This window comes from Nonomuraea deserti (assembly GCF_004348685.1).
Classification (GTDB): Bacteria; Actinomycetota; Actinomycetes; order Streptosporangiales; family Streptosporangiaceae; genus Nonomuraea; species Nonomuraea deserti.
Map to the genome: position 1 here is coordinate 1 of NZ_SMKO01000004.1, position 26,684 is coordinate 26,684.

31 protein-coding genes are annotated in these 26,684 nt (G+C 68.5%); 8 read left to right on the forward strand and 23 right to left on the reverse strand.

All coding sequences use genetic code 11. The features are described from left to right. The first annotated feature begins 127 nt into the window (after positions 1-127). Positions 128-355, forward strand: a complete 228-nt coding sequence (locus E1292_RS53360; protein WP_246089890.1) for a hypothetical protein — start codon at positions 128-130, stop codon at positions 353-355. 216 nt (positions 356-571) lie between these two features. Here the strand turns inward: E1292_RS53360 and E1292_RS55615 are convergent, their stop codons facing one another. Both E1292_RS55615 and E1292_RS02560 read right to left on the reverse strand, forming a co-directional pair. Next, positions 572-1,270, reverse strand: coding sequence for a diacylglycerol/lipid kinase family protein (locus E1292_RS55615; RefSeq protein ID WP_132591590.1), 699 nt, complete (start codon positions 1,268-1,270; stop codon positions 572-574). Positions 1,271-1,333: 63 nt separating this feature from the next. After that, positions 1,334-1,840 carry a hypothetical protein gene (locus E1292_RS02560; RefSeq protein WP_132591592.1) on the reverse strand — a complete coding sequence of 169 codons (507 nt, stop codon included), beginning with the start codon at positions 1,838-1,840 and terminating at the stop codon, positions 1,334-1,336. A 448-nt stretch (positions 1,841-2,288) separates the two neighbouring features. Between E1292_RS02560 and E1292_RS02565 the strand changes: the two genes are divergently transcribed. Both E1292_RS02565 and E1292_RS02570 read left to right on the forward strand, forming a co-directional pair. Further along, on the forward strand, positions 2,289-3,407 hold the full coding sequence (locus E1292_RS02565; RefSeq protein ID WP_132591594.1) for a serine/threonine-protein kinase: 1,119 nt from the start codon (positions 2,289-2,291) through the stop codon (positions 3,405-3,407). A gap of 78 nt (positions 3,408-3,485) precedes the next feature. Next, the gene (locus tag E1292_RS02570; protein WP_132591596.1) at positions 3,486-3,779 is read left to right on the forward strand and encodes a hypothetical protein; all 294 of its coding nucleotides are present in this window, start codon (positions 3,486-3,488) and stop codon (positions 3,777-3,779) included. Positions 3,780-4,444: 665 nt separating this feature from the next. On the opposite strand, the gene E1292_RS02580 is transcribed toward E1292_RS02570, so the two are convergent. From E1292_RS02580 to E1292_RS02595, 4 genes are all read right to left on the reverse strand, one after another. After that, entirely contained in the window at positions 4,445-5,296 is an 852-nt protein-coding gene (locus tag E1292_RS02580; RefSeq protein WP_132591598.1) for an alpha/beta hydrolase, read from the reverse strand. Between the two features lie 425 nt (positions 5,297-5,721). After that, complete coding sequence (locus tag E1292_RS02585; RefSeq protein WP_132591600.1) at positions 5,722-6,696, reverse strand: LysR family transcriptional regulator; 975 nt, start codon at positions 6,694-6,696, stop codon at positions 5,722-5,724. A gap of 376 nt (positions 6,697-7,072) precedes the next feature. Further along, positions 7,073-7,750, reverse strand: a complete 678-nt coding sequence (locus E1292_RS02590) for an acyl-CoA desaturase (RefSeq protein ID WP_246089878.1) — start codon at positions 7,748-7,750, stop codon at positions 7,073-7,075. A 138-nt stretch (positions 7,751-7,888) separates the two neighbouring features. Next, the gene (locus E1292_RS02595) at positions 7,889-8,200 is read right to left on the reverse strand and encodes a UBP-type zinc finger domain-containing protein (protein ID WP_132591604.1); all 312 of its coding nucleotides are present in this window, start codon (positions 8,198-8,200) and stop codon (positions 7,889-7,891) included. Between the two features lie 158 nt (positions 8,201-8,358). Between E1292_RS02595 and E1292_RS55620 the strand changes: the two genes are divergently transcribed. Further along, complete coding sequence (locus E1292_RS55620) at positions 8,359-8,472, forward strand: IS3 family transposase (protein WP_369334331.1); 114 nt, start codon at positions 8,359-8,361, stop codon at positions 8,470-8,472. Between the two features lie 108 nt (positions 8,473-8,580). On the opposite strand, the gene E1292_RS02605 is transcribed toward E1292_RS55620, so the two are convergent. From E1292_RS02605 to E1292_RS02620, 4 genes are all read right to left on the reverse strand, one after another. Further along, positions 8,581-9,507 (reverse strand): IS5 family transposase, encoded by a 927-nt coding sequence (locus E1292_RS02605; RefSeq protein WP_281283998.1) that lies wholly within the window; start codon positions 9,505-9,507, stop codon positions 8,581-8,583. Positions 9,508-9,642: 135 nt separating this feature from the next. Continuing rightward, complete coding sequence (locus tag E1292_RS02610; protein ID WP_132591606.1) at positions 9,643-9,858, reverse strand: hypothetical protein; 216 nt, start codon at positions 9,856-9,858, stop codon at positions 9,643-9,645. A gap of 55 nt (positions 9,859-9,913) precedes the next feature. Further along, positions 9,914-11,362, reverse strand: a complete 1,449-nt coding sequence (locus tag E1292_RS02615) for an MFS transporter (protein ID WP_220446622.1) — start codon at positions 11,360-11,362, stop codon at positions 9,914-9,916. Next, positions 11,359-11,817 (reverse strand): MarR family winged helix-turn-helix transcriptional regulator, encoded by a 459-nt coding sequence (locus E1292_RS02620; protein WP_246089880.1) that lies wholly within the window; start codon positions 11,815-11,817, stop codon positions 11,359-11,361. The genes E1292_RS02615 and E1292_RS02620 overlap by 4 nt, the downstream gene beginning before the upstream one ends. A gap of 508 nt (positions 11,818-12,325) precedes the next feature. Between E1292_RS02620 and E1292_RS02625 the strand changes: the two genes are divergently transcribed. Continuing rightward, positions 12,326-13,195: a PhzF family phenazine biosynthesis protein gene (locus E1292_RS02625; protein WP_132591608.1), complete on the forward strand. Its 870-nt coding sequence runs from the start codon at positions 12,326-12,328 to the stop codon at positions 13,193-13,195. A 76-nt stretch (positions 13,196-13,271) separates the two neighbouring features. Here the strand turns inward: E1292_RS02625 and E1292_RS55630 are convergent, their stop codons facing one another. The 3 genes from E1292_RS55630 to E1292_RS02630 are packed head-to-tail and all read right to left on the reverse strand — an operon-like array spanning position 13,272 to position 14,959. Beyond that, positions 13,272-13,853, reverse strand: a complete 582-nt coding sequence (locus E1292_RS55630; RefSeq protein WP_369334332.1) for a Tn3 family transposase — start codon at positions 13,851-13,853, stop codon at positions 13,272-13,274. After that, positions 13,771-13,983, reverse strand: coding sequence for a Tn3 family transposase (locus E1292_RS55635; RefSeq protein ID WP_220446623.1), 213 nt, complete (start codon positions 13,981-13,983; stop codon positions 13,771-13,773). The genes E1292_RS55630 and E1292_RS55635 overlap by 83 nt, the downstream gene beginning before the upstream one ends. Next, a complete protein-coding gene (locus E1292_RS02630; RefSeq protein WP_220446624.1) occupies positions 13,910-14,959 on the reverse strand; it encodes a hypothetical protein in 1,050 nt (349 codons plus the stop codon). The genes E1292_RS55635 and E1292_RS02630 overlap by 74 nt, the downstream gene beginning before the upstream one ends. Positions 14,960-15,117: 158 nt before the next feature. On the opposite strand from E1292_RS02630, the gene E1292_RS02635 reads away from it, so the two are divergent. Beyond that, positions 15,118-18,150: a WD40 repeat domain-containing protein gene (locus tag E1292_RS02635; protein WP_132591610.1), complete on the forward strand. Its 3,033-nt coding sequence runs from the start codon at positions 15,118-15,120 to the stop codon at positions 18,148-18,150. Here the strand turns inward: E1292_RS02635 and E1292_RS02640 are convergent. The 5 genes from E1292_RS02640 to E1292_RS02660 all read right to left on the reverse strand — a co-directional run bounded on the left by E1292_RS02640 (position 18,037) and on the right by E1292_RS02660 (position 21,212). Beyond that, the gene (locus E1292_RS02640; protein ID WP_220446625.1) at positions 18,037-18,711 is read right to left on the reverse strand and encodes a hypothetical protein; all 675 of its coding nucleotides are present in this window, start codon (positions 18,709-18,711) and stop codon (positions 18,037-18,039) included. The two genes, E1292_RS02635 and E1292_RS02640, sit on opposite strands and share 114 nt — an antisense overlap. Positions 18,712-18,900: 189 nt before the next feature. Next, complete coding sequence (locus E1292_RS02645) at positions 18,901-19,392, reverse strand: SRPBCC family protein (protein ID WP_132591612.1); 492 nt, start codon at positions 19,390-19,392, stop codon at positions 18,901-18,903. 151 nt (positions 19,393-19,543) lie between these two features. Beyond that, positions 19,544-20,176, reverse strand: a complete 633-nt coding sequence (locus E1292_RS02650) for an SRPBCC domain-containing protein (RefSeq protein ID WP_132591614.1) — start codon at positions 20,174-20,176, stop codon at positions 19,544-19,546. Between the two features lie 13 nt (positions 20,177-20,189). Continuing rightward, positions 20,190-20,585 (reverse strand): ArsR/SmtB family transcription factor, encoded by a 396-nt coding sequence (locus E1292_RS02655; protein ID WP_342775596.1) that lies wholly within the window; start codon positions 20,583-20,585, stop codon positions 20,190-20,192. Between the two features lie 201 nt (positions 20,586-20,786). Further along, on the reverse strand, positions 20,787-21,212 hold the full coding sequence (locus E1292_RS02660) for a helix-turn-helix transcriptional regulator (RefSeq protein WP_165974330.1): 426 nt from the start codon (positions 21,210-21,212) through the stop codon (positions 20,787-20,789). Positions 21,213-21,597: 385 nt separating this feature from the next. Here E1292_RS02660 and E1292_RS02665 point away from each other — a divergent pair, with 385 nt between their 5' ends. Beyond that, positions 21,598-23,061, forward strand: a complete 1,464-nt coding sequence (locus E1292_RS02665; protein WP_181958173.1) for a dihydrolipoyl dehydrogenase family protein — start codon at positions 21,598-21,600, stop codon at positions 23,059-23,061. A gap of 301 nt (positions 23,062-23,362) precedes the next feature. On the opposite strand, the gene E1292_RS02670 is transcribed toward E1292_RS02665, so the two are convergent. Both E1292_RS02670 and E1292_RS02675 read right to left on the reverse strand, forming a co-directional pair. Continuing rightward, the gene (locus E1292_RS02670; RefSeq protein ID WP_132591618.1) at positions 23,363-24,583 is read right to left on the reverse strand and encodes an MFS transporter; all 1,221 of its coding nucleotides are present in this window, start codon (positions 24,581-24,583) and stop codon (positions 23,363-23,365) included. Further along, the gene (locus tag E1292_RS02675) at positions 24,580-24,924 is read right to left on the reverse strand and encodes a VOC family protein (RefSeq protein ID WP_132591620.1); all 345 of its coding nucleotides are present in this window, start codon (positions 24,922-24,924) and stop codon (positions 24,580-24,582) included. Before E1292_RS02675 ends, E1292_RS02670 begins: the two co-directional genes overlap by 4 nt. Positions 24,925-24,983: 59 nt before the next feature. On the opposite strand from E1292_RS02675, the gene E1292_RS02680 reads away from it, so the two are divergent. Further along, positions 24,984-25,448 carry a MarR family winged helix-turn-helix transcriptional regulator gene (locus E1292_RS02680; protein WP_132591622.1) on the forward strand — a complete coding sequence of 155 codons (465 nt, stop codon included), beginning with the start codon at positions 24,984-24,986 and terminating at the stop codon, positions 25,446-25,448. On the opposite strand, the gene E1292_RS55640 is transcribed toward E1292_RS02680, so the two are convergent. From E1292_RS55640 to E1292_RS02690, 3 genes are all read right to left on the reverse strand, one after another. After that, entirely contained in the window at positions 25,383-25,664 is a 282-nt protein-coding gene (locus E1292_RS55640) for a Tn3 family transposase (protein WP_165974331.1), read from the reverse strand. The genes E1292_RS02680 and E1292_RS55640 overlap by 66 nt on opposite strands. Beyond that, positions 25,646-25,876: a hypothetical protein gene (locus E1292_RS50790; RefSeq protein WP_165974332.1), complete on the reverse strand. Its 231-nt coding sequence runs from the start codon at positions 25,874-25,876 to the stop codon at positions 25,646-25,648. The genes E1292_RS55640 and E1292_RS50790 overlap by 19 nt, the downstream gene beginning before the upstream one ends. 306 nt (positions 25,877-26,182) lie before the next feature. Beyond that, positions 26,183-26,683 carry a GNAT family N-acetyltransferase gene (locus E1292_RS02690; RefSeq protein ID WP_132591624.1) on the reverse strand — a complete coding sequence of 167 codons (501 nt, stop codon included), beginning with the start codon at positions 26,681-26,683 and terminating at the stop codon, positions 26,183-26,185. Between the last annotated feature and the right edge of the window lies 1 nt (position 26,684).

A 26,684-nucleotide genomic window follows, 5' to 3' on the forward strand; every position in this document is an offset into this window, starting at 1 on the left:
CCCGATCCCCCTACGGGGACGAGCGGGCGCCGTGCCTGCTGTTCGAAGGGCACTTCGGACGTCACCGCTACTGACCAAGGGTCCGGTCTCGGCGGTGTTGCTGGAGGCCGCGGAGGAAGCCCAGCTCGTGGCTCTGGGCTCCCGAGGAGTGGACGGATTCGAGGACCTGAGGGTGGGGTCAGCGGCCGTGCAGGTGCCCGCGCACAGTACCCTGCCGGTCGTGGTCGTACGCCCAGCAGCCGAGCCGATCGATTTACCCAGTTCACGGATCATCGTCGGCGTCGCCGGCTCTCCCGTGGCAAGGCGGCATTCGGCCTCGCTCTGCGTGAGGCCGCCCTGCGTGGCGGGACGGTAACGGCCATCTGCGCTTGGTGCGTATCCAGATGTGCCGGTGGCCACCGAATTCGTGGGCGAACGCCCCTCCACCGGACTGACCCATCACTGAGGCATTGTCATCCTCGGCCCTTCCAAGGCCGACCACCTCTGCAAAGCCATTGCCGTCCTTCAGAACCACCGCGTCGCACAGGCCGCCTGAGGATGGAAACGGCTCACTGTGCACGTCGTCCGGAACTCATACCGAAACCCCTTCACCCGCCGGGCATCGCCTGCCCGGCTCGCGGAGCTCCAGACGTAGCCGTAGCCGTCCCTCCCCAGTCCTTGCCTCGGTAGAAGCAGACCACTTCGTTCTCCCGACGGACGAACTCGAACGAGAGGCTTCCGATGCTTTGATCCCTGAGTTCGACGCCCTCCCCCAGCGTGCGGGCGACGTGTCCACCGGATCGTCCGGGTGGACGTCGAGGCGGCCGTCGTCGGGTTCGGCGGCGGGGAACAGGTACAACCCACCCTGCACCCGGCCAACGTCGCCGACCAGCACCATCCTGACCCGCCAGCGGAAGGGCGAGCCATCGTCCAGGCGCAGGGTGACCTGGATGGGCCGATCACGCAGCCTCGACAACGCGCCGCCCTCGGCCAGGGATGTGCCCAGGGCGAGATTCTGGGCCGGCAGGTTGCTCGTGCCGACAGAGAGTATCGCCACTGGCACCCCACTGCCGACCAGCCCGTGAATGACCGCTCGTACGGTACCGTCGTCTCCGCAGGCGAAACCAGGTCGACCTGTTCGTGCACAGCCTGCCGGGCCAGGCCGTGCCCGCTGTCCTCGATCGTGGTCTCGAACCACAGCGGTTCCGGCCCAGTCGTGCTTGGCCAGCTCAGCGGTCACCTCAGCCCGGCGCAGGTCCAGATCGGGCACCTTGGTGGGATCCACGATCACAGGTGGCGATGGACCGGCCGAGCAGCAGACCCGATCGCGAAGACGATGGCCGCGACGGGGACCTCACCGCGTCGCATGGTCGTCGGCGAGCGGCATCAGCTTGTGCAAGACGTTACGGTAGGCGCGCAGGGCCATCCTCAGCCGCTCGGTCTCCGTGTCGTCCTGGTCGATGTTCTTCCAGGGCTCCCGGAGCTCACCCAGGCGACGTTCCAGCGTCTCGCGGATGGCGGTCATCACTTCCTCGATGAGCAAGTCGGCTCGCTGGACGGCTTCGCGCGGGTCGTCCACGAAAAGCGCTTGCAGATCGTGCCAGCGCTCCAGGACACCGCTCGGGTCGCTGCCGAGCAACGAGCCGTGTTGCGGTGGCGCGGGTTCGGCCGCCGGGTCGAAGGCGAGCTTGTCAGAGGTGAGGGCCGGCAGCGTGTCGGGCTCTCCAGCCGGCGCGGGCTGAGGTGGCGGTACGTCGGTGGCGGGGTCGAGACGCTTTTCGTCGTCGCGGCTGTTCATGCGCTCAGCTCTCCTGAGGTCTCCGTGCAGGGTCGGGTGGATGATCCAGGCGAAGACGCCCATGACCGAGCTCTGGTGCGGCGAATCCATGGCTGCGCGGGATCGGTCTTCCGGACCGGTCGAAGCAGCGGACCGGCCGCCCGCGGACTCGCCGGGGCCAGCTGTCGAACTCGTTCTCCTCGAGCCAACATCCCCGCGTGCGGTACGGACACAGCCAATCCCGGAAGAGTTCATCACCGCAGCCGATCACCGGGGCGCAGCACGGGCGTCGAGGCCCGTCTGGCGGTGCTGCGGCAGGCGGCCCGGATCGGTCGGCTCCGTCCGGCGTCGTCGGGGTCGGCCTGCCGGAGGGATCTGAGCGGTGATCAGCTACGGTGATGAGCTTTGCTCGGAACGCCGGTGGCACGTCTGCCGGTCAACGGTATTGGCTAGGACTGTCTGGCTGCCCGTCTTAGGGCGGCGTGCGTCAGCATCGACGCCCGAGCGCCGGCCAGCGGACAGGAAGGTGGCCATGGCGAGGACTGGCCAGGCGCCAGAGACCAGGCCGCTACCGACCGGCGATCACGATCGGACGGCGCTTAAGGGGAGTGTCAGCGCCCCCGACCATCAGGGGCCTGCCCTCGACCTCGCGCCCAAGCATGGGGTCGATGCGGCAGGTGACTATCGCGGACTCGATGCACCGTTGGACACCTCGCTTCTCGCCGACCGCTACCGCCTGCTCCAACCTCTCGCGCGGGGCGGCATGGGAACGGTCTGGCACGGTCATGATGAGCTCCTGACCCGCGAGGTCGCGATCAAGGAAGTGGCGCTGCCTGCCGGGCCCGAACGGACGATCGTGGCCGAGCGCACACGTCAGGAGGCACGCGTCACGGCCCGCATCAGCCATCCCAATGTCGCGGGCGTGTACGACGTCGTCGAGGTGTCCGGTCAGCCCTGGATCGTGCTGGAATTGGTGCGCTCTCGAACGCTCGGTCAAAGGTTGGCCCATGACGGGCCGCTGTCTCCGCGCACGGTGGCGAAGATCGGGCTGGAGCTGCTGCGGGGGTTGTGCGCCGCTCACGCGGCCGGGATAGTGCACCTGGACGTCAAGCCGGACAACGTGCTGCTGGCTCATGACGGTCGCGTGGTCCTGACGGACTTCGGTATCGCCGTGATGGACGGCGATGCCTCCCTCACCCAGACCGGAACGCTGACCGGCACCATGGCCTTCCTGGCTCCCGAGCGGGTCACCGGCGATATCTGCCGGCAGTCGGACCTGTGGTCGCTGGGCGCCACCCTTTTCATGGCCGTCGAAGGGCGGCCCCCCTTCTGCCGTGACACGGCGATTCATACGCTCGTCGCCGTGCTGGCCGACCCGCCCGATCCCTTCCAACGGGCTGGACCGCTGGCGTCCGTGCTTGCCGGCCTGCTCGACAAGAACCCTGCCACGCGGCTGGACGCAGTCGGCGCGAGCGAGCAACTCCGGCACGTGGCGGATCTATGGCCGCTGAAGGACGAGCCGGCAGCGGATGCCGTCCTGCACATCCCCGTGGCGGCGACCTCGTCGGCCGAAGCGGCGAGCGAATCCGGACCATGTAGCGCGTGGTCATGTCCGTCCCCAATAAATTATGCCGAGAGTGGAATTCACTAATTTGCACATATCTCCTTGCTATTTATTTCGAAAGGGTATTAAATAAGGAATGCAAGCAAGGAAAAAGGGGAGGCTCTTATGAGCTTCGTACAGATTCTGGAATTCAACACCAAACGCGCCGGAGAAGTCGAGTCGCTCATGAACGAGTGGCGGACGCAGACCGAGGGCACGCGCTATGTTAGACGCGAGGTCATGGCGAAGCACCGCGATCGCCCCGATCATTACGTGGCCGTCGTGGAATTCTCCTCCTACGAGGAGGCTCAGCGCAACAGCAAGCTGCCGGAAACCGACCGGTTCAACGCCCGCATGGCCAAACTGTGCGAGGGCCCGATCGAGTTCTCCAACTACGATGTGATTCGCGACAAGAGCTGATCACCAGCTGAACATCGCGAAAGCTCAACCTGTGCTGTGGCGTGTGAGAATATTCTCGCGTCATGGCGCGGGCGATTTTTTTTATGCCGCCCCTCATGCATGGGGTCCTGTTGGCGTTGCAGCGTCCCCCGGCAGCCGGGCATTCACACCGACGCCGAGTGCGAAGGGTCTGGCCGAGCGGTGTGTGGACCTGCTCGACGTGGACGCCGTCGGCCTGCTGGTCACCGACCAGCGCGGCCGTCTGCGATGTCGTTCAGCAACAGCGCCAGGGACGGGAAATGCGCCGCCACGACGATCGCGACCCACCACGCTATCCACCGGGACGCGCCACGCCTGGCCAGCAGGAGGCACCCGGCTCCAGCGGCGACGACCTCTGCCACGACCAGGACGCCGAACCAGGCGTAGTTCCCCTCCAGGGCGCTCGGCTGCTCTCAGTTAGCAGCGGTCAACACCCCGAAAGCCACAGCGACCGCGACCTCCGGGCCGGCCCGGCACCCAGCCAGATCCGCCGGCGCCGGGCCGGGTTCTCTTGAGCCCAGCCGAACCACACGAAGGCCATCAACCGAACCACGCCGTCGTGAAGCACTGGTCGCGTAAGAACCCGTCAGCATCAGCACTGATTTTCGTGGGCGGGCAGGACGGTCTGTACGACGAACGGTGGGAGCTCATCCGGCCGGTCGTGTTTCTCTGCCGTCCTTTCTGGCCTGTCTCGTGATGTGCCGCTGCGCCCAGTAGACGACGTGGTCGGCGACTCTCTCCCATTGGGGGGCGCCGAGGGAGAAGTGCGGCATGCGGGCGAACTCCTGGAAGTCGGTGACCGCACGGGACTTGCGGTAGCGCTGGTAGATCGCCCGTACCAGCGGGACAGGGACGGTGTGGTCGGCGCCACCGGCGATCAGGAGTAGCGGAGCACGGGTGTCGTTGTGCACGTCGACTTGGGTGGCGGCGTGCCGTCGCAGGTTGGCGGTGGCGGCCTGGAACAGCGGCCGGCCGGGGGCGGGCACGTGGTAGCGCTGGTAGATCAACTCCGACTCCTGCGCGGTCAGGGTATTGGTGAACGCGTGATGAAACTGCTTGGCGTTCAACGCCACGGTCCTGGAACGGTTGCGGGGGTTGGACAGGACCGGCAAGGCCGAACGCAGACTGCTGAGCGGCAACCGCAGCACGCCCTTGATCGGGGCAGGGTGGATCGCGACGCCGGCGACGCCGAGACCGCGATCCAGCAGGATCTGCGTGATCAGGCCGCCGAAGGAATGGCCGACGATGATGGGCGGCCGCGCCTGCTCGCGAACGACCTTCTCGTAGAAATCAGCCACTTCGGTGACGCCCAGGCCGTTCATGACGTCCGGATGCTTGCGCAGGGCTTCGACCTCGATCTCCATGCCCGGCCAGGCCGGAGCGGACACCTGGTGGCCGAACCCTGTGTAGCGCTCTATCCAGTGTTCCCAGGCACGCGGGGTCAGCCACAGCCCATGAATGAGGACGATGGGACACTTGGTATCTGTGCTCTCGTTCATGGGTTTCTCCTGCCAGGTCACCGATCAGGCGGCCGGTAGAGGTTGAGATCCGCGCTGTCCCCTTCAGCGCACAGGAGCAGGCAGCCGGAGGAAACGGGCAATTCATACACAGCTCATCTCCTGAGCTGATAACCGGAGCCTCGGGTAACGAGGTCGGCATAGCATCGTGTCCCCAAGACTGCGAGCCACACCGGTCGTGAGCACCTCTGGCGGATGGGTGACGGCGGTTTCGACGCCGCTGAAGCCACGCTGAACACCAGCCCCGCAGGCCAGAGACCAGCCGATCGAGCAGCCGGCCCGACGGGGTCGGGCATGCTCAGAGCTCAAGGACGGCAAGGTGAGCGATGTCGAACGCTCGATCTCCGCAGTGGGCGGATCCCGACACCGCTCACCGTGCTACGTGACGCAGGCAGCATGAGACGGCATCAGACAGGACCATCTGTGGGGCTGCTGGCGGCGCTCGGAGCGCCTTCGACGGGTGCGGGCCCGGTAGAGGGGCTGATGGGTTCAAGCCAGCCGAGCCGCCCGGCCAGGTGCCGGGCGCTGTCGATGACGGCGGCGATGTGCGGGGAGGGGTTGGCGTCGTGCCACAGCAGTGACCAGGGGTAGTGCCTGGCGGGCTCGATCAGGCACCGCCAGGTGGTGCCCGGCCGGTTGGAGGTGCGGAAGGAGGAGGGGACGCAGTGCACGCAGCGGTGCTGGAGTACGAGGTCGGCTGCGGCGCGGCTGCTCTGCACGGTGCCCTCGTAGAGGGTGGGGGCGAACCCGGCCGAGCGGCACAGCGTGATGACGAACTGATTGAGCTCCGGGGTCTGTGACTCCTCGCCGAGGAGCAGGAGTTCGTCGGCCAGAGCGGCCACGGGTACGCCGTCGGACTCGGCGAAGCGGTGCCCGTCGGGCACCAGCACGCCGAGCGGATCGAGCCTGATCAGCTTGGAGGTCACCTCGGCCGGAGCCTGCGAGGCATGTCCGATGGCGATGTCCAGGCGGCCGTCGGCCAGTTGCCGATACTGCTCGGGAGTGCCCGCCTCGACCTGATGGATAGCGATGTCGGGATGGGTCCGCTGCAGTTCGCGCAGGATCTGCGGCATGGTGTCGTAGCCGGCGTCGATGATGCCGACGCGCAGCGTGGGCGCGGACGTGGCGGCGTTGCGGGCGGCCTGCCCCGCCCGGCTCACGTGGTCGAGGATCTGACGCGCCTCGATCAGGAAGGCGGCGCCCGCCGGAGTCAGATCGACGTGGTGGGTGCTGCGGTCCAGCAGCCGCACGCCCAACTCGCGTTCCAGCCGTTGGATCTGCTGGCTCAGCGCGGACTGCACGATGTGTTCGCGGACAGCGGCCCTGCCGTAATGCAACTCCTCGGCCAGCGTCACGAAATAGCGCAGCTGACGCAACTCCATGCCCACCACCCCTTCCCGGCCGGGCGGCGCCTATCCGGGCCATCTCCCCCACTGTAAGTCCCACGTGGCGGTGTGGGCCCGTGGAGCAAGGGCCGGCACGCTCGCTGAGTCGGAGTGCCCGGAAAGCGAACTCCGCATGCCTGCCCAGGCGGCACAGGGGCCGCCGGGCTCGCTACCGAGGTGGCTGGGGGGCGTCCTTGGCTCTCCCATCGGGCGGCTGTGTTTCCCGGCTTACTCCGCGGAAACGAGCAATCACCGTTCCGGTTATCGCTGGAATCGATGCCTCGGGGCGGTAGCGGAACGCCGTATCGTCGGTGACGACCATCGCGGCACCGGTGAGCGGCCCTGCCGGTAGCGAGGCCGAAAGGGGCGTCGGTCAGTGTCCGGCCGGGGCGCGGGCCTGTTTCCCCGGGCCGACGCGGCGGCGTTCGAAGCGCTCCTGGTCGGGCCAGTGCACGCTGCTCGCCCAGCCGAGCCGTTCGAACAGGCCGATCAAGGCGGCGGACGGATCGAGCTGGCCGCGATCCAGACCGTGACGGGCGCAGGACGGCTCGCTGTGGTGGCCGTTGTGCCAACTTTCGCCGAAGGACAGCAGGGCCAGCGGCCACACGTTACTCGAGCGGTCATGACGCCGGGTCTTGAAGGGCCTGTCGCCGATGACGTGGCAGAGCGAGTTGACGCTCCAGGTGACGTGCTGGAGGAGCGCGACGCGGATCACCCCGGCCCACAGGAAGGCGGTCAAGCCGCCGTACAGGGTTCCGGTGATCGCCCAGCCGGCCAGGAACGGCAGGGTGAAGGCGTGATGACGGCGATGCACCGCCACCCAGTCGATCACGTTCCCCTGAAAGCCCATCGACCCGGCGACCGCCAGCGCCACGCGCAACCATGGCCGGGCCGTGAAGGAAGCATGTGTGAGCAGCCGATGGAAACCGACCGTCACCCCCAGGCCGGTCAACCCATAGAGCACCACGGCGAGCAGGAGATCGGTGAGCGTGACTCCCTGCCCCCACGCCAGGAAGATCGCGACGCCGAGCGCGACGAACGGCAGCACCACGATCGCCGCTGTCAGTCCTGCCTGGAGCCTTCCTGCCGGAACGTGCTCTTATGCCCCGGGGAAGGGCGATGCGCCGTCGTAGTCCTGACGGCGTTCCACCGCCTGTTCGGAAATAGTCATGGGTCTCTTTCGTCTCGTCTACACGGTGCGGCGGTGCACGTAGCACCAGCGCCAGGTCGATTTCGATGCCAGGGTGGCGACGACCGGATGGTCGGTCTCCTCGTAGTGGGCGCGGGAGTGACCGCCGCGTGAATCGTCGGAACAGGCCACCCACCCGCAGGTCAGGCACACCAACAACTGCGCCCAGGTCCGGCCCAGGCCCAGACATTCCTTGCATTCGGGTAGCCCGGGCTCCACCGTCGGGAGCTGGTCGATGTGATCGCAGCGCGGGGCCTGACCGTTCAGGCCCGCGCGGTCGGTCACCTTCGTCCCTTGCGCGTCCAGGGCCATGACGACCCCCTCACGATGACAGCGACGCAAGCTGCGCCGTCTGTTCATCCACCAGTCAAGACGCTCAGCGAACAGGCGGAAACGCGCAATCCCAGCTAGCCTCATCATCTGCGGCGATAAAGAGCCTGCCGGCACGTGGCCCCCGAGCCCGCCTCGAGCTGACCAACGCGATCTTCGAGTACCTGGAGATCTGGCGCAATCGGCAACGACGGCACAGCAGCCTGGGCATGCTCACCCCGGTACAGTTCGATAACGCGTCCACCGTGGCATGACAATCCAGGAACGCAAGCGTAAACGATCAAGCAGTTCGGGAGCCGGCGACGACGGCGCGGCCGTGGTGGTGTCGGGCTCATCGGCGAGGGAGAGCAGGGTCTTGCGCGTTATCCGTAGATGATCGAGAGTTCGTCGAGGTCGCGCAGCTTGGCGGTGAGGTCGCTGATCAATGCGCGGGTGTGCTCGGCCTGGCTGGTCAGGGCCGCCTCGCGTGCGTCGATCTTGACGAGCAGCCAGGTGCCCGGGTCCGGACTGGTGGTCATGCGCCGCGCCAGGTCGGGGTTGCGGTGCCGGTCAGGCGTCTGGTCATCACATCGCTCATCGCCCAGTACACCCGCGATTCGGAACTGGCCGGGCGGTGTTCGTAGTCGCGTACCAGCCGGCGGTGCAGCATGAGGATGCCGTAGGTCTGCTCGGCCACCCAAGGTCTGCTCGGCCACCCACCGCTTGGGCTGGGGGACGAACCCCCGGTCGGCGGGGTTGCGTGCGACGATCTCCACGTCCATACCGAGCCGGGCCCCGTGGGTGACGACCGAACTCTTGCATCCCTGGTCGACCAGGACTTTGTGCACCGTGGGAGCCTGGATGGCCAGGCGGTCCAGCAGCGCGGTGCCGGCGATGTTCTCGTGCGCCGAGGCGGCCAGCACCACCACCGCGATGACTGGACCGAGCACGTCCACGGCCAGGCCCCGCTTGCGGCCGGGCACCTTCTTACCCGCGTCCTTACCGGTCGTGTCGGCCGGCACCCCGGCGGCGGCGTGCACGCGTTGGGTGTCGAGCACGGCCAGGCTGGGGTCGGCTAATCGCCCCTTCTTCTCCCGGGTCTGCCAGCGCAGCAGGTCATGGATGGCCTGGTCGGTGCCGTCATCACGCCATCGGGCGAAGTAGTAGAAGACCGCGCTGCGCGGCGGCAGGTCGTGCGGCAGGAAGTCCCACTGGCAGCCTGTTCTGCTCTGGTAGAGAAGCGCGTTGACGATCTCGCGCATCTCGTATTGCCCTGGTGGCCGCTGACCGACGGATGCGCGGCCTTCCATGCCGTGATCACCGGCTCGATCAATGCCCAGCGTTCGTCGGATAAGTCGCTGGGGTACCGCTTGCGCGCTCGCTCACCCGGCCATCCCAGCACAGCTGAGCCCGTCGACCGGCGGTAACGCTACAAATCCAGCTGATCACGCTACGACATAGCGGTCATCAACTTCAAACCGCCCTCTGAGATGAATCGAGCCTCCGTCGTTCCCTGTTGACGCCTTGTCGATCTTGATCTCAAAATGGATCGTTTGTGAGAGCCCGGGTGTGGTCGAGGCAAGGCCGCGCATGCTGCCGGCCGAGTCGTGGCCCACCTGCTTCTCTCGTCTCAGCAGGCCATTGGCGCTGGCGATCGTCAATAGGCTCCTCGGTGCCGACCAGGGCGACGGGGCCGCCTCCCTTCCGGCGAGCCGGTCATCGGCTCGACCGGCCCTGACCCGGCACGCTGACCGTGGCCGCGGTGGGGTTGATCTCGGGCGGGCGCAGGCGGGCGAGAGCGAGGCCGGCCAGCGTCGTGACCGCCATCGCGGCGATGCCGACCAGCGCTGCGGTGGTGTAGGCGTGGTCGTTCGGGAAGAGATGACCGGTGTCGGTGCCGGTAGCCAGGACCAGGCCGCCTATCGCGCTGCCCAGGGAGTACCCGACGCTGCGGACGACGTAGTTGAAGCTCATCGCGCTCGACGTCTCGCTCTTGGGTGTGACGGCCAGGATGACGCCGGGCATTGCGGCTGAGAAGCCGCCGACGCCGAAGCCCAGCACACCCATCGCGACGAGGAGTTCGGCCAGGTTTGACCGGGCCGCGGCGAAGAGGACGAACCCGCCGCCGACGATGACGGCGCTGCCGGCCAGGAGCACGGGTGCGTTGATCAGCGTCCGAACCCGGGGCGTGAGTTTGCCGGCGACGAACCCCAGCACCGAGAATGGGACGAGGACCAGCCCTGCGGCGAAGGTGGTCAGCCCGAAGCCGTAGCCGGCGCTGTGCGGGGTCTGCGCGTACCGGGTGATGAGCGTGAGCAGGAGGTACATGCCGATCCCGCCGACGAACATGGCGAGGTTCGCTCCGGCGACCGCCGGGTGCCGTACCGCCCGGACATCGACCAGGGGCGCCTTGCTGCGCAGCTCGGAGGCGGTCCAGACGCACAGCAGGAGCACGGCGACGACGGCGAGGATCACCGCCACGGCGAGGTGACGGCTCCACAGGCTCCGCTGGCCGGCCAGGAACAGGACGAGGAACAGTCCGCCCGCGAGGACGAGCGCGCCCGCCACGGTCACGTGAGCGGAGCGGCCTTCGGGAGCCGCGGGTATGGAACGCCACGCGGCCAGGAAGGCGACAGCGGTGACGAACAGACCGAAGCCGTAGGCGGCCCGTACGCCGCCGATCTCGGCGAGCAGCGCGGTGAGCGGGTAGCCGACGCCGGCGCCGATGATCGAGACCACCGAGATCAGGGCGATCGTCGCCGTGCTGCGCTCCTCGGGAAGATGGTCCCGGGCCACGCCCATCATCAGCGCCGTCAGACCGACCCCGACGCCTTGGGCCGCCCTGCCGATGAGCAGCCCCGCGAACGGCAGCGGCAGCACGGTCAGCGCACTGCCGACGACGACGACCGCCAGCGTGACGAGGATCGTGGCCCGTCGGTGCGGGCCGGCTCCGAGCCGGCCGAGGACGGGCGTGGCGACAGCGCCGCTCAGCAGCGCGACGGTCAGCGTCCACTGCGCGCTGTCGAGCGAGACGTGGAACGTGGTCGCCACACTGGTGATCAGCGGCGTCCCGAGGCTGGCGACCGCCGCCACGACCAGGGCGATGAACATCAGGGCGGGGACCAGCAGCCGCGCCTCGGACCGCTCCGGGGTGCGCCCCGTCACCGCTTCGGCCCTTCGCGGTCCTGGCTTTCGAGCTCTGCCAGGTGCGCCAGCGCCGGAAGCGCCGCCACCAAGGCCTCGATCTCGTCGTCGGCGAGTTCGTCGATCAGCCGCGCGAACGCATCGATGCCCGCCTGGCGCCGCGTCTGAACGTACGACGCGCCGGCCTCGGTCAGACACACGAGCGTGACCCGCTTGTCGGACGCGTCGCCCCTCCTCTCGACCAGTCCGGACTCCTCCATCACCCGGACCAGCACGGTCATCGCGGGCTGGGTGACACCCTCGATCACGGCCAGATCGGTGATCCGTCGCGGGCCGGACCTGTGCAGGGTGGCGAGGGTGGCGGCGGACGTGATGCTCATATCGCGCGGAAGGCGTCTCACAGCCCTGGTGGCCAGCGCGTAGAGGGCCGACCCGATCGCAGTGGAAGCGCCACGAGTGGCGTCTTGACGGCTCATGCGAGAAGCATACAAGGTTTATATGAATTATTTATGCATCTCTCGCCCCGAACGCCGTGCCCCAGCCCCGCAGCGCTGAGGAAACTTCGCCGGGACGCGAACCGGCAGCCGCCGGGCCGTATCAGCACGTCCTCACAAATGCCCGGTGCTCCGTCACCTGATACGCACACGGTGCCGAACGACGACTCTCGCCGTTATCTTGGGTTGTGAAGTGTTTGCGCAGGTCAGCGGCTTGGATGAAGTTAGGGCAAGTTAGGCAAGTAGTGAAGGCGTGGTCGGTCGGGCCTGGCGGGAGTCGTTGTCCAACACCGGCGGTGTCGATGTTGGGGATCATCGATGGGCTACGCCACCGGCGGTGCGGTCATCATCCACTATCCGGTGCAGGACAGCACCGGCTTGGGCAGGCCGGTACGCTCCGGGACGTGTTCGGTCGGCCGGTGCGGCCGGGCCCGGCTATCGGCGGACGCCGTTCGCGGTTGCCGGTTCGTTGAGCGTCAAAGGTGGGCCTATGTCCTGGCGGGATGTCACGGTGGTTGATGCGTGCGTGCGGCGCGACGGCCGGGGCGGTAGCCCCACAGCCGTCACCGACGACGACCCGGCGATGACGGACGCGGACCGGCGTGCGGTCGCTGCTGCGGCCGGCACCTCGCACGCGGCGTTCCTCGGCCCGGGGCGGACGCCGGACGGTGGCTGGCCGGTCCGGTTCTTCACCGCCACCGCCGAACTGTCCGGCTGCGGCCACGGCACCGTTGCCGCGCAGGCCGTCCGGTTGACCCGCACCGCGCTGGGCGAGCTGAACGACCGCCAACACACCGGCGGGCGCACGTTCGACACCGTCGCGATCCGCCGCCCCGCCGGCATCGAGGTGTGGTTCGACCAGGGCCTCGTCGCGCTGCGTCACCCGGCACCGGACGAGCGCGCCGCGATCGTCGCCGCGCTCGGGCTCACCGCGGACGATCCGCATCCGACCGACGCGCCACGGATCGCCGCGCCCGGCGCACCACGCATGCTCGTACCGGTCCACGACCGGTCGGCGCTGCTCCGAGTCTGCCCACATTTCGGCAGGCTGACAGCGGCGTGCCGGCGGTACGGGCTCCTCGGCTGTTTCGTGTACGTACCGCCGGTGGGCGACCGACCGGGTGCGGCGCGGATGTTCGCGCCGGCGATCGGTGTCGACGAGGACGTCGCCAACGCCAACAGCACCGGCTGCCTGGCCGCCCACCTGCTCGACACGACAGGGGCGCAGACGGTCGCGATCGAGGTGGAGCAGGGTGACACCCTCGGTCGACCGGCCAGCGTGCTCGCTTCGGCCCGACGCGGGCCGGCAGGCATCACGACCCGGGTCGGCGGGCTAGCGGTGGTCCGCGACGGACACTGAGGCGACGACTAAGCGCTGTTTCAGTACATCGACGGGTTCTACAACCCCCACCGCATCCAAAAGCGCCTCGGCTACCTCAGCCCGATCGAGTACGAGGAGAAGCACCACGCCGAGCAGGCAGCGGCCGACCGAGTGAACCTGAACACCCATCACACCACGCTGACCAGCTGATTAGCCCCGCGATCGGCCTCGCGCTCCTGGACAAGGCGGGCGCGGCGGGCACGACGTCATGCGCTCCCTGATGGCGGCCGTGGCCGAGACGCAGATGACCGTCGTGCTGTCCTCCCATGTGGTGTCCGACCTGACTAACGCTTGCGACTGGCTGGTGGTGCTCAACCGCGGCCAGGTCCAGATCAGCGGCGAGGTCGACGAGCTGCTCGCCGCCCACCGGATGCTGTCCGGTCCGGCCGAGCTTGCCGACGGGGTGGTGGCCCGGATGCCGGTGATCAGCGACAGCCGCAGCGGACGGCAGGCCGACCTGCTGGCCCGCACTGGCCCGGGAACGCTGTTGCGCGACCCGCGATGGAGACTCGCCTTTGTACAGCTGTCGCGAGATCTTCCGCCGGTACGCCGGGTCAGCCAAATACCGTGCGGCGTAGATCGTTCTCCGCAGCGCCCCGTACTCCTTCAGTGCCGCCGCCGGCGCGTTCTGCCTGATCGGTCACGTGCGTGTACGTACTCAAGCCTTCGTTCGCGAAATACCTGCTCAGAGCCCTAGCCGTGATCGACTTGCCGCGAGTCGGGAAGCGTTGACCGTCCGATGAGGACAGAGTCCCAGTGCCGAACACCGGGGTCAGCGGCAGCCGCTGGTGATAGCCGATGATGGCCAGTTAGCCGCGCGCAGCGTCTCCTCCCGCACGTACCACTCGGCGGTCCAGGCCAGCACGTCGTAGGAGATCCCGCAGGCGTGCGCTTGTCCAGCTCGATCAGCAGCGACACGATCGGCGCGAACGGCAGCATCTCGGTCAGCTCGGCCTTCAGCGCCGTTGCCTCGGCCGGGACGTCCTCGGCAGTCAGCGGCGAGATCACCAGGTCACCGGCCTCATCGAGGCGCACCGGGCCGCCCCCGGCGGCCAGGACCTCTTCCAGCTCGCCGAGTGCCTCGCCCAGCTCGTCCTCCGCCGCGGCGAGCGCGCGGGCGGGGTCGGCAGGCCTGCCGACCAGCTGGCAGAACTCCGCACGCTGGTCGGCCCACTTGTCCGAGGTCAGCAGATAGGCGGTCGGGTCGCAGTAACGATGCGAACCCGGCACGAACACGTCTCCGGATCGCAGCCCGTCCCGCAGCGCCAGCAGCGTACCCAGCTCCCAGTAGTGCCGATAAGCGCTGGCGTTGCCGGACTTCGCGGCGGTCTCCAGGTAGCCGCGCCACTTCGTGGGCACGAAGCCGTCCGGGGCATCGGCGGGGACGCGGACGCGGCGAGCGCCGGTGGCGTTGAGCTCGCGCAGGATCTCCACCGCCTCCAGCAACCCGGTCGCCGCGGTACCGCCGGCGAACCGCACCTCGGTGAGCACCTGCGGGGTGAACTGGCGCAGATATCCGTACGAGCCGTCTAGAGCCGCGAGGTGCCCGTGATCACGCGGCAGCCGGGGCTTGCCCTGCTCCCGTGCCGACCGCAGGCGCGGCCAGCCGATCCGCTCGCCCCGGATCAGGCCACCGATCTGCTCGTCGTCGAGTCCCAGGTCGAAGATGATGTCCAGCAGGTCGTCCAGCAGCGCCTGTCGGTCCTCCCCGGCCTTGCCTCGCTCGGCCAACGTGTCCCGCATCTTGCGTTCAGCCTTGCTCTCCCGCGCCGCTGTTCGCAACGTCCAAGGCGCAGCCGGTTCGCACCGAACACACCGGACGCGAGAACCGGAACTCCAAAGACCAGCTGATCGCCGGAAAGGAGGTGAATCGTCGGTCACCTCCGCTACGGTCTCTTCGCGTGATCATCAATGGCAGTACGGTCGTGCTGGCCGGGCGGTTCGGGCGGCTTTCGAAGGATGAGGCCAAGCGCGGTCTGGAGGCGTTGGGCGCGAGGGTGACCGCGTCGGTCTCGGCGAAGACGGACCTGGTCTTTGCCGGGGCGAAGTCGGGGGCCAAGGCTGGTCCGGCGGCGGTGCGCGGTGTCCCGATCTACGACGAGGACGCGCTGGTGGCCGTGCTCGAAGGCAGGGAGCCCGGCACTGCGCCACCATCCCCACTGTTCACCGGCGTCCCGGACGAGCAGATGGGACCCGACGAGGCCCTCGACACCCTCAAGAACGCCGACTGGTCCGCGTTCTGCGCGGAGCGCGACACCGTGCCGCTGCGGGACGCCCTCCAGGCTCTGGAGCGCGCTCACGGGGTCACCGACGCGCATCGCCTCGCGACCGCCAGACTTCGCGAGGCAGGTGCGCTGGTGCGCCACTCCGACGTGCATCGCGGCGAGGTGACCGGTCACGCGCTCAGCCCGGACGGTCACCACCTCGCGGTCGGAAGCCACACCGGCGACGACTACGACCAGGGCGGTGTCCTGCAGGTCTTCGAGGTTGCCACCGGCCGCTGCGTCCACGCGATCGACGGCATCATGGGCGGCATCGGCTTCCCGGGCTACGCGCGCAGCCTCCAGTGGTCGGCGGATGGCACGCGGATCGCGCTGGAGTACAACACCAACGCGACCGGGGTGTGGGACCCGTTCGGCACCGCCCGCGAGCCGATGGCCGACGCCTTCTTCCTCGCCTCCGGCAGGCCGTCGGGCATGGCCTTCGCCCCCGACGGCAGGCGCGCGTTCGTCTTCGGAGGCGGGTCGGGCTTCCTGCGCAACGTCATCGTGGCGATGCACGAGGGCTCGGTCGCCGGACCACCGGACGCCCATCCGGAGGGAACGGAGCCGATCGAGTTCAGCGGACCGTTGCCGGAGGAGTTCCGGGAAACCTGGGGCGACGAGCCCGAGCTGATCCTCGGCCGGGCGTTCTGGTCGCGCGACGGCTCCCGTGTCTACGGACAGGCGGAGGACGAGTACGCGGCGATCTCGCTCGACGTGGAGAAACGGCAGGTCTCCTGGATTCTGGGCCTGGAACAGGATCAGGGTGCGGCTCCGCCCGAGTGGAGCTTGGATGAACGGCTTCTGGCCTACCAGCGTGGCGGAAAGCTCATCATCGCCGACGCGTTGACGGGTGATATGGCGGTGGAGCTTGCGGGTTACCCGGGCGCCGATGTCCTGGCCTGGGGGCCGGGCGGTCGGCTGGCGGTGCTGGACCCGACGGGCGGGACCGTCGGGATCATCGACGGGACGACCGGCGAGCACCGGTACGAGTTGAACGTTCCGGCGGACACGTCCAACTCGCGCGGCCGGGACGCCCGGCCGTGGGCCTGGTCGCCGGACGGCGAGCAGGCGGCCTGTGTCACCGGCGAGGGGCAGATCGAGATCTGGTCGCTCGGTGAACGCCCCGAGCGGCTGCGCCTCCTGGACGGTATCCGGAGCACCATCGGCCAGTGGGATCACGGGTTCGGCTTGGAATGGCCCGCCGACGACGTGCTCATCGCGATCGGCTCGCACGTGGTGCGCTTCCTGCGCCCCGAGACCGGCGAGATCGTGGCCGACCACCCCTTCCACCACGCCCCGGCCGCCCATCGCCCGCTCTGGTTCGCCAGCCGTGACCTCGGTGACCAGCTCCGGCTCAACCCGACGTTCGCGCTGGACGAGGACACCTGGACGGTGGCGTTCGAGGATGGCACGGTCATCGCGCCGCCCGGCCGGGACGACGATCTCGACGGCCGGCTCTGCTGGTCCATCGCCCGCCGCTTCGCCTGGCCGTTCCGCTGGGGAGAGCAGAGCATCTTCCCCGACCCCGCCCACGCGGGAGTAGGGGCGGCCTCACCCGAGACCGAGCGGCTGTTGGCGCCGTTCAGGGGACGCGGCAGGACGGCGGAGACGACGGGGGCGTGGCCGCCACCCGATACCGCCACCGTCGCCGATCTGATCACGGTGGTCCGGGGCACGCTCGTCGACCTGACGCGGCCGGACTCGTTTGTCTACGGCGAGTGGACCGTCGACACGCTCCAGCAGCTCGCGATGATCTGCGTCCGGCGAGGCGATGCCGCAGATGCCCGTGAGCTGGCCCTCGCGATCCCGGAACACCGGCGACGTCTCGGACAGCTTGCGCGGATCGCGCTCGCGCTCGGCGCGGCCGGTTTCGACGCCGAAGCCGCCGCCGTCTTCCCCTATGCCGACGATGATCTCGGGGACGTGAGCGATGCGGCGGACATGGCGGCGGTCGCCGGGGCGTGCGCGGTCCTGGGGCGGCATGAACGCTCCGAGCGGTGGTTCGCCTCCGCGCGCGAGGCCGCCGACGCCCACCGTTCGAACTGGGAAGTTCGCCTGCCGCTGGTCTGGGCGCTCACCGAGTGCGGCCGCGAACAGCAGGCCCGCGTCGTGCTGGACGAGGGCGTGGGCACGCCGGGGGGCCGGCACCACGGCGTGCCCTGGCTGGTGTACCTGCTGCGGCGGGGCGAGACCGAGCTGGTGCGCGAGCTGATCGGGGAGCGCAGCGAGCCGAATGACCCGAACAAGCCGCACGCCTTCGGCGTGCGCTGGTTCGACGACTGGACGGCAGCCCGCGCGCTGACCGCCTACGGGCAGCCGGATCTGCTCCGGCTGTGGGGCGACATCAACTGGGCCACGGTGCGGCGCGACCTGCCAGTCGCCGAACGGATCGCAGCCGAGGGCAGGCCCACCGGCCCGACCGACGACCAGTTGATCGATCTCACCGCCCAGCACGCCGGGCTCGCGAAACTCCCCAAGGCGACGAAGCGGCGCGAGTCCGCGAACGTGGCCCGGAATGCGGCGGAGTGCGGCCACGTCAGCGCCGTGCTCGACCTGCTACCCGGGACGGAGGAATCCGGCAATTACGGGCTGGGCAGCAACGACCGCGCCTGGGTCGCGCTCAGCGCCCTGCGGACCATCGCGATCGGCGTGGACGTCGACGTGTGGTGATCCCGTGGCCCGGTCGCGCGAGGCGGCGATCCGGTGGACTGCCTTGCCGGAGTACGACAGCCGCAGGCTGAACAGGGTGCAGGTCACGAGCTCGCCGCGAAGGCGGACGACGACCTCGCCGAAGTCGGCCTCGGCCTCACGCCCGGGCAGATGGGTTTGCGGGATGAACGTGGTGGCAGGCTCGCGGCCGTCGTCGACGCGAATCTCACGGCGACGGGTGGCTGCGTAGTCGCGCGCCATCCCGTACGACACGACCCCGCCGGTGTCGTGCTCGTCCAAGAGTCGGTCGAAGATCCGCTTCGCGGGATGCCGTTTCTTCCTGGGAGCGTCCAGATCATCGCGCAGCCAGCCGTCGATCACGTCCCGGTAGGCGTCGAGCCGGGATCCCCGCTTCGGTGGTGGCTTCGGTTGCTTGGGCCACGCCGACTGCAACGCGGCGGCGACGGTGCGGTACCCGATGCCGTGTTTGCGCTGTAGAGCCCGCTTCGTCAACCCCGCCTTCGCGTCACGACGTATCGCGGCGTACAGGTCGACACGGGACGTACGTGTATGGCCAGCCATGACGTCAGAACCGCCTCGGCGGCTGAACAATCATGCAGTCCAGACGCGTCCCGCCCGGATGGGATCGCTCACCAGGAACCCGAACGTGGGAACTCAAGTGCCGGATAACGATCACGCCCAAGATCCCGTGACCGGGCTTTAAGCAGCGGCCGATCGCCGTCGGAGATTCTCGTTGCTGCTTGCGGCAGATCAGTTCCTCCCTTCGCGGACATCCTTCCCCTGTTCGGCGAACGCCTTGAAATCCTGCATGTGCTGTTGCGACTGCTTGTGGAATGAGCCGGGCATCAGAAGCCCCACCAGCCGCATCAGCAGGCTGCTGAACCGGTATTCGCTCTCGCTCACCCAGAGCGTCGTCTCCGGATTGGCTTCGGTCAGCCGATCGCGCACTACGCTCCACATGCCCGCGCCGACGATCTCGCGGTCGAAGTGAACGACGCTCTCTTTCGGGATCCCGTGCAGGTCTGCCGGATCCCGGCGTGTGATCGTTTCGGTGCACTCGATCTTCCGCTGCCCCGATTGCATCACGACCCGCGCCTTGGTACCGAGCTGCCCGTGTATCCCGTTCACCGGCTCGTGCAGCACCAGACCCCGCAGCCACTTCGGTATGTGTGCCGGGTCGGCGAGCAGCTGGGCCACCTTCTCTCGCGGCAGTGCGATCTCGATCGAGTTGGTGTACTTCATGGCGTGCATTCCTTCCAGGTGTCGGACAACTTGCTGTAGTGCTGCTCGTCCTGCTCCTCGACGGAGGGGTCTGACATCCGTCTCGCGATTGGCAATTCTCATCGGCGATTCGAGCGCCAAGGATGCCGGTCAGCCCACCGCAGCGGGGATGTCAGGTCGGGTCGGGTGCGTAGAACTTGGTGGTGGCCTCGACTGCGGCCGCGACGTGCTCCGGTTCGCCACCGGCGGCCAGGTGAGCCTCGCCCCAGGCCGCGGCGCTGCGACGGATGAACTCGCGCCCTTCAGGCGACTTCTGGACCGCCTCGTGGTCGGCGGTCTCGCCACCGGCCAACAGCCGGGCGAGGGCGAGGAGATGCAGGTCCCAGCCAACTCCGCCGGCACCGGGGCCGTACGTCGGGAAAAGGGGCTCTCCGACGACCGCAGCGTGGATCAGCTCGACTTCGGTGTCGCCGGTCGGGCCGGGGACCAGGCGCACCTCCACCTCGCTCGTGCCGGGCCAAGCGTCGGCGTCCGGCCCGTAGAGCCAGGACACCTTGAGCAGACGCGGCGGCTCGCACCGGAGGATCTCGCCGTGCTCACCACCGCCCAACTCGAACTTCCCGCCAAGCCGCAGATCCCCGGTGACCGGCCTCAACCAGCGACGCAACCGTTCGGGGCTGGTGATTGCGTCCCAGACGTCGTCGATCTGCGCCTCGTATCGACGCCGCAACTCGATGGTGTACGCCTCGCCGGCGGGCACGCTGCCCTTACCCATCGCCCGGTGCGTAGCGGTCAGTTCGTCCAATACGTCCTTCATGTCAGATTCCCTTCGCTAGTGGATCGGTCTTGCCCGCCCCAGCCGGTCGGGTGGGCTCCCACCAGCCGGAGTCCGAGCTGCACGTCTGCCCCGGGTCAGCTCGGTTTCCAGAGCGTCGAGGCATTGATCCCAGAACCGGCGAAACCGGTCCAACCACCGCGCCAACCTCGCTCAGCGGCGCTGGCTCGACGGCGTAGAACCGGCGAGCGCCCTCAGCCCGCACCGACGCGAACCCGCTGTCACGCAGCACGCGCAGATGCTGTGAGACAGCCGGCTGGGAGAGTTCGAACTCGGCCCGGATCACGTCCGTGATCGCGCCAGAGGTCTGCTCACCGTCGGCGAGCAGCTCCAGAATGCTCCGGCGTCGAGGGTCGCCGAGGATGTCGAACGCGTGCACGAACAGGAAGCATACCGTTTTCCACTTATATAAGGCAATTCTGGTATTTTGATGCCACGTTCGGCTAAGAGTTCGTCTTCGTTCGCGGATTCTGCGGTAGCCGATGAGTGCGGCGGATGCCGGCGAAGGAGGAAGACTGCCGCAACGGCTTCGGCGCTGGGCTGGACGTAGATGCCGGGGGCATTGGGGGCGCCATGAGAGTCATGGACGGCGTGCGGTCCGTTCGATGACGATGCGAGTGAGTTCCACGCGCGAGGCGATGCTGAGCTTGCGGAACGCCTGGCGGAGGTGGTGGGCGACGGTGTGGGGGCTGATGTACATGCGACCGGCGACCTGCTTGTTGTTCAGCCCCTGAGCGACGAGTTCGGCGACAGCCCGCTCCGTGCGGGTGAGGCTGTTCCATCCGGAGACCGCCTTGCCGGGGAGGGACGTCCAGTGGCGGTGGCGGATGCCGAGTTCGCGCAGCCGGCGCCGGACGCGGGCCTGGTCGCGGTCGGCACCGACCTGCCGGTACCCGTCGAGCGCCTCTTTCAGGCGGTGGACCGCCTGATCCTGGTCGCCTTGATCGCCGTGCAGGACGCCGAGCGCGCGGCCGTCACCGCCCAGTTCCTTGACGGTTGCTTCCACCTTGGCGGGGTTCCGCCCGATGATGACGGCGCTCCCCCGGCCCCCACCACGTCCGCAGCGGTCTGGCGTCCCATGCCGCTGCTGCCCCCGACAACGATGAGTTTCCGCTCCGCGAAGACCGGCATGGACTCCATCCGGTCGAGCCAGTTCATGCTCATCCGGCACTCCCTTCCGCTTCGGCGCCTGCGAACCATGTGGCCGGCGCCCTCGTCGCAACCCACCGTTGCCCGGCCGCCCCGGCGCCCACATCGTCAAGGCGGCTATTTCCGGCGTTCTCCGGGGGGCCCTTCGAAACCGTCAAGGACGGGATGCCGCGGCCTTCGACGCCGGAGTACCAACTCAGGTGAGAAGCCCGAGTCGCAGCAATGAGAAAGAGGAGCAGGCCGTGAGCGCACACCAGGCCGGGGAAGCCTACGACGTGATCGTGATCGGCACGGGGCCGGTCGGGCAGACGATCGCCGAGCGGGGCCGCTCGGCCGGGCTGACCGTGGCCGCCGTGGAAAGAGAGCTGGTCGGCGGGGAGTGCTCGTACTGGGCGTGCATTCCGAGCAAGGCGATGCTACGGCCCGTCACGGCGCTCGCCGACGCCCGCCGGGTCGGCGGAGCCCGGGAAGCGGTGACCGGGAAGGCGGACGCCACGGCTGTGCTCGCCCGGCGGGACGCATGGGTGAGCGGCTGGGACGACCGGGGGCAGGCCCTGTTCCTGAAGAACATCGGCGCCGACCTGATCCGCGGCCACGCGCGCCTGGACGGCCCACGGCGCGTGTCAGTGGAAATCCCGGGCGGCTCCGCCGTCTCCCTGACCGCTCGCCACGCGGTGGTCGTCTGCACCGGCAGCCGCCCGAACCTTCCCGACCTGGGCGACGTGCGGCCTTGGACGAACCGGGAGGCCACCGACTCCCACAGCGTCCCCCGGCGGCTCGCCGTCATCGGCGGCGGTGGGGTGGGCGTCGAGATGGCCACCGCCTGGCAGGGCCTGGGGTCCTCCGTCACCCTGCTGGCACAGGCCGAAGGGCTGCTGCCGAAGTTGGAACCCTTCGTCGGCGAGGTGATCGCGCGCGCCTACACCGAGGGCGGGATCGACGTGCGGATCGGGGTCACCGTCGAGGGCATGCGCCGCCCGGACCCCACCGGCCCGGTCACACTGTCTCTCGAGGGCGGAGAGGAGTTGGAGGCCGACGAGGTGCTCCTCGCCATCGGGCGCAGGCCGCTGACCTACGACATCGGCCTGCGGACCGTCGGCCTGGAACCGGGCTCATGGCTGGAGGTGGACGACGCCTGTGCCGTCCGCGCCGTGGCCGGCGACAAATGGCTGTACGCGCTCGGCGACGTCAACGGCCGCGCCCTCCTCACCCACCAGGGCAAGTACCAGGCCCGCGTCGCCGGCGCCGTGATCGCCGCCCGCGCGGCCGGACGGCCGGTGGACCCCGCCCCGTGGGGCCCGCATGCCACCACCGCCGACAACCACGCGGTGCCGCAGGTCTTCTTCTGCGACCCGCAGGTCGGCGCGGTGGGCCTGACCGCCGACCAGGCCGAACGCGCCGGGCACCGGATCCGGGTGGTCGACGTCGACACCGGCCAGAAAGTCGCCGGAGCGGGACTCTACGCGGACGGCTACACCGGCCGCGCCCGCATGGTCGTCGACGAGGACCACGACCGGCTGCTCGGCGTCACCATGGTCGGCCCCGCGACCGAGGAACTGGTCCACTCGGCCACCGTCGCCGTCGCCGCGCAGGTGCCTGTCAGCCGCCTCTGGCACGCGGTCCCCTGCTTCCCGTCGATCAGCGAGGTGTGGCTCCGCCTGCTGGAGGCCTACCGCGATACGACGGACGCAAAGCAGGGGCGCTGAGCCGAGCCGCCGCCGGTTCACCTCACGACGCGAACCGTCCGGTTCGACGATGTGGAGGCTCCGCCTCGCCATTCATGAGACAGGCGACAGCACCGACTCGAAGGAGACCAGCGCATGCCGCCGCGCCGGTGCGAGACCAGGCGCGGCGATGTACCGGATAACGTGCCGGAGTCGCGCAGCGGTCCGGCGGGCCGATGCCCTGCTCGTCGCCGTCTCGTGATCGCTCATGTACGTGATAATGGACCCTTATCACGTACATGAGGGCAGGCTCCGCCGAGTTTTGGACAGCCCATTGGCTGCGTCAGCGACGGTTCTCGGCCGCCCTGAGTGCGGTCTTCGCCGTGTCGGTTCTCCCCTCGGCGAGGGTGGCGGTGGTGGCGAGCAGCGCCAGGACGGCAGCGGGAACCCCGAGCATGGTGACCGGCAGCCAGTCCTGAGCCAGACCGCCAAGTCCACCACCCATCGCCACTCCGAGGTAGATCACGGAGGAGTTGAGGCCAAGGAGCACAGGTGCCGAGGCGGGCGCAAGGCTCACCAGCCGGTGTTGCTGCACGACGGAGACCATCCCGTCGGTTGTGCCCCAGATCGCGGCCCATACGCACGCGACAACCAGGTGGCTGACCGTGAGTGGGCTGATCGCGAGCAGCACAGTGCCGCCGGCGAGTGCCGCGATCGCGATCTGGCGTCCCGGACGGTTGTCAGCGAGCTGGCCGGCGAGGACGTTGCCGGCCAGCACCCCGACGCCCCAGACGAACAGGATCATGGTGATGGCCTGGGGAAAGGATCCGGTCGTGGTGCCCGCAATCGCGGCTCCGATGTAGGTGTAGACGGTATAGTGTCCGGCCATCACCAGCAGGGTCACGGCCAGAATGGTAAGCACCTTGGGCTGGCGCAGCGGTGCCAGGCGGGCCGTCAGGCTTGTCGTCGGGAGCATGACCTTGGGCAACGCTACCGAGATGCCGATCGCGGCGACGACGCCCAGGGCCGCGACGGCCCAGAGCGTGAGGCGCCAGTCGACGCTGCCGATCAAATTGCCCAGCGGCATGCCCAGCGCGGTTGACAAGGTCAGCCCACCGATGACCAGCGCCATGGCACGTCCCCGCCGTTCGGCAGGCGTGATCGCGACAGCCGCGCTCGACGCGGTGGCCGTGATGGTGGCCGCCCCGGCTGCGGTGAGTATCCGGGCCAGCCACGTCAGCAGGTAGGTCGGGCTGAGTGCGGTCATGACGTTGCCGACGACGAACACGATCAGTGCCAGTTGCAATGCAGTGCGACGATCCAGTGGGCTCAACAGCCAACTCAGTACCGGCGCAGCGACAGCCAGCGTCAACGCGAACACGGTCACCAGCTGGCCGGCGGCCGCCATACCTACCTCAAGGTCGGCGGCAATCGCCGGCAGGAGACCGGCTATCACGAACGCGTCGGTGCCGACTGCGAAGGTGGCCAGCGCCAGCGGGAGTAGCGGTCTGAGGAGGTGACCGGATCCGTTCGGTGCGGAGCCGGTGGTCTGGGTGCGGCTCAATCCTGGTTACCTGCCTGCTGGGACAGGCTGAACTCCACGCCCTGGTCATCGGTGCAATGGGCGTAGGCGCCGGACGGGATGGTGATCGGATCTTCCGCCGTGCCACCGAGTTCGCGTACGCGCGCGACGGCGGCGGTGATGTCGTCGACGGCGAAGAAGATGCGGGGGTGTCGTGCGGCATCGTCGTGCGGCACTCCGCCCATGGGTACGGCCCCTTGGATCATCGAGTAACCCGGGAAGTTGCCCTCATGGAACGTCCAGCCGAACAGCGAGCCCCAGAACCGCTGGGTTGCTTCGATGCCCCTGCTCGGCAGCTCAAAGTAGGTGACCTGTCCACTCATAGCCTGTCCCTTCTGGATGTCAGTCCTTCTGACATGCAAAACTATGTCATACTCCTGACATGATGCAAGAAGAGGCCGTTGGCGACCTTGGCCAGTCGGTGGGCTACGTCCTCAAGCAGGTGCAAGCCTCGCTGCACACCGCGATGGATGAAGTGCTGCGTCCACTGGGTCTCACTGTTGCCCAATACGCATGCCTCGAGTTGCTCGGCCAGCATCCGGGACTGTCCAACTCCGAACTCGCCCGCCGCGCCTTCGTCACGCGCCAGTCGATGAACGTCGTCCTTCGCCGGCTACAAGAGCGGGGCCTGCTCACCCGGCCTGCTTACGCTGCTCATGGGCGTGCTCTGCCAACCGAGCTCACCCGAGCCGGACAATCGACGCTGCGCGAGGCCAGTGTCGCCGTGCGCGCCGTCGAACGGCAGATCTTCGCGCCGTTGTCGCAGGAGCGGCAGCGTCGGCTACGCGAGGACCTCACCTCCTGCGCAGCCTCTGCGATCGCAAACCAGCCCGTCACACAACCCTGAGAACCAGAACGTCACGCATACGGTGTCGAAACTCGCTGACGCGCGCCCCGCCCCGGATCTCGGATGGTGTCGAAGTGCCCGGCTGATGTGCGCGGTCAAGTCGGGCGAGAGCTGCGCGACGTCCTCGGCGCTGATCTCCCAGCCCTCGGCCAGCAGCCGGCGCATCACCTCCATCATGTCCAGCGCCGTATGGAAGATCAGACAGTTGGCCAGCAAAGAGCGGGGATGAAGTCGCGGGTCTTGCCCCAGTAGGTGAGGGCGTGTTCCAGCGCGTCCAGCACGCTGCGATCGGCCGGCGCGACGTCGTCGTTCAGCTCCAGGCAGCGCCGCATGTGCTCCACCACCACAACCGGCACCTCGCGCGCCTTGGCGAAGCGGCCCAGCCGCTGAAGCACTTCAGCGCGAGCGTCAACGCCAGCAATGCTCATCGGTGTCGGTCTCCTCCCGCGCCCACGCCGTCTCCTCCTGCCAGGGAGAGAAGAACATGTACAGCTCTCGCGCCATCACCAACCGCGGAACACCCGATAGGCGGTCCGCTCCACCGACGTCACCGCACACGCCTCCCGGCCCGGCACCGCTCAACAGACGAGGCACACCGTAGCGAGACGAACACACGCACAACAGGCGAAGAAGATCACAGATTCATCAACCAGCCCGCCTCAACCCCTCAAGATCCACTTAATGTGGGTTTTGGGCTCATGTGGGCCGACACCCAGAACTACACGCTGCGGAACTCAACCCTTGGCCTGGTCGTCCCCTTGCCCGCCGAGGACTTTCACGTAGCGATGCGCCGGGACGGTGACGGGCCCGGCCGCGCTCGGTGCGAGGTGGTCGAACAGACCCTCGTCAACCCATCCCTTGCGGTCGTAGAACCTCCGGGCCCGGACGTTGCCGGCGACCACCGCCAGCCAGGCCCGCCGATGGCCGTTCGCCGCGACACGGCGTTCCGCCTCGGCCAGCAGCGCGGTCGCCACCTCGGTGCCCCGGTGTCGCCTGGCCACGTACACCTGCTCCACCTCGTCCTCGACCACCATCACGAACCCGGCCACGGCACCCTCGACGGTCGCGACCACCGTGTCCCCGACGCGTCGCGCGGCGCGTTCCCCGAACGACTTCGGGGTCCGGACCGCGGCGAGTTCGTCGGGCACGTTTCCCCGGTGCCCGTCGCCCCACCCTTCGTGCCAGATGCGGGCGACCGCAGGCGCGTCTTCATCTCTCGCCGGACGCAGCTCCACA

What these genes read in the sequence shown, in the direction of transcription:
- E1292_RS02560 (WP_132591592.1), bottom strand. Translation starts at nt 1,840, where the DNA reads ATGGGCGTCTTCGCCTGGATCATCCACCCGACCCTGCACGGAGACCTC.
- E1292_RS02565 (WP_132591594.1), top strand. Translation starts at nt 2,289, where the DNA reads ATGGCGAGGACTGGCCAGGCGCCAGAGACCAGGCCGCTACCGACCGGC.
- E1292_RS02570 (WP_132591596.1), top strand. Translation starts at nt 3,486, where the DNA reads ATGAGCTTCGTACAGATTCTGGAATTCAACACCAAACGCGCCGGAGAA.
- E1292_RS02580 (WP_132591598.1), bottom strand. Translation starts at nt 5,296, where the DNA reads ATGAACGAGAGCACAGATACCAAGTGTCCCATCGTCCTCATTCATGGG.
- E1292_RS02585 (WP_132591600.1), bottom strand. Translation starts at nt 6,696, where the DNA reads ATGGAGTTGCGTCAGCTGCGCTATTTCGTGACGCTGGCCGAGGAGTTG.
- E1292_RS02595 (WP_132591604.1), bottom strand. Translation starts at nt 8,200, where the DNA reads ATGGCCCTGGACGCGCAAGGGACGAAGGTGACCGACCGCGCGGGCCTG.
- E1292_RS02605 (WP_281283998.1), bottom strand. Translation starts at nt 9,507, where the DNA reads ATGGAAGGCCGCGCATCCGTCGGTCAGCGGCCACCAGGGCAATACGAG.
- E1292_RS02620 (WP_246089880.1), bottom strand. Translation starts at nt 11,817, where the DNA reads ATGAGCCGTCAAGACGCCACTCGTGGCGCTTCCACTGCGATCGGGTCG.
- E1292_RS02625 (WP_132591608.1), top strand. Translation starts at nt 12,326, where the DNA reads ATGTCCTGGCGGGATGTCACGGTGGTTGATGCGTGCGTGCGGCGCGAC.
- E1292_RS02630 (WP_220446624.1), bottom strand. Translation starts at nt 14,959, where the DNA reads ATGCGGGACACGTTGGCCGAGCGAGGCAAGGCCGGGGAGGACCGACAG.
- E1292_RS02640 (WP_220446625.1), bottom strand. Translation starts at nt 18,711, where the DNA reads ATGGCTGGCCATACACGTACGTCCCGTGTCGACCTGTACGCCGCGATA.
- E1292_RS02645 (WP_132591612.1), bottom strand. Translation starts at nt 19,392, where the DNA reads ATGAAGTACACCAACTCGATCGAGATCGCACTGCCGCGAGAGAAGGTG.
- E1292_RS02675 (WP_132591620.1), bottom strand. Translation starts at nt 24,924, where the DNA reads ATGAGTGGACAGGTCACCTACTTTGAGCTGCCGAGCAGGGGCATCGAA.
- E1292_RS02680 (WP_132591622.1), top strand. Translation starts at nt 24,984, where the DNA reads ATGATGCAAGAAGAGGCCGTTGGCGACCTTGGCCAGTCGGTGGGCTAC.
- E1292_RS50790 (WP_165974332.1), bottom strand. Translation starts at nt 25,876, where the DNA reads ATGAGCATTGCTGGCGTTGACGCTCGCGCTGAAGTGCTTCAGCGGCTG.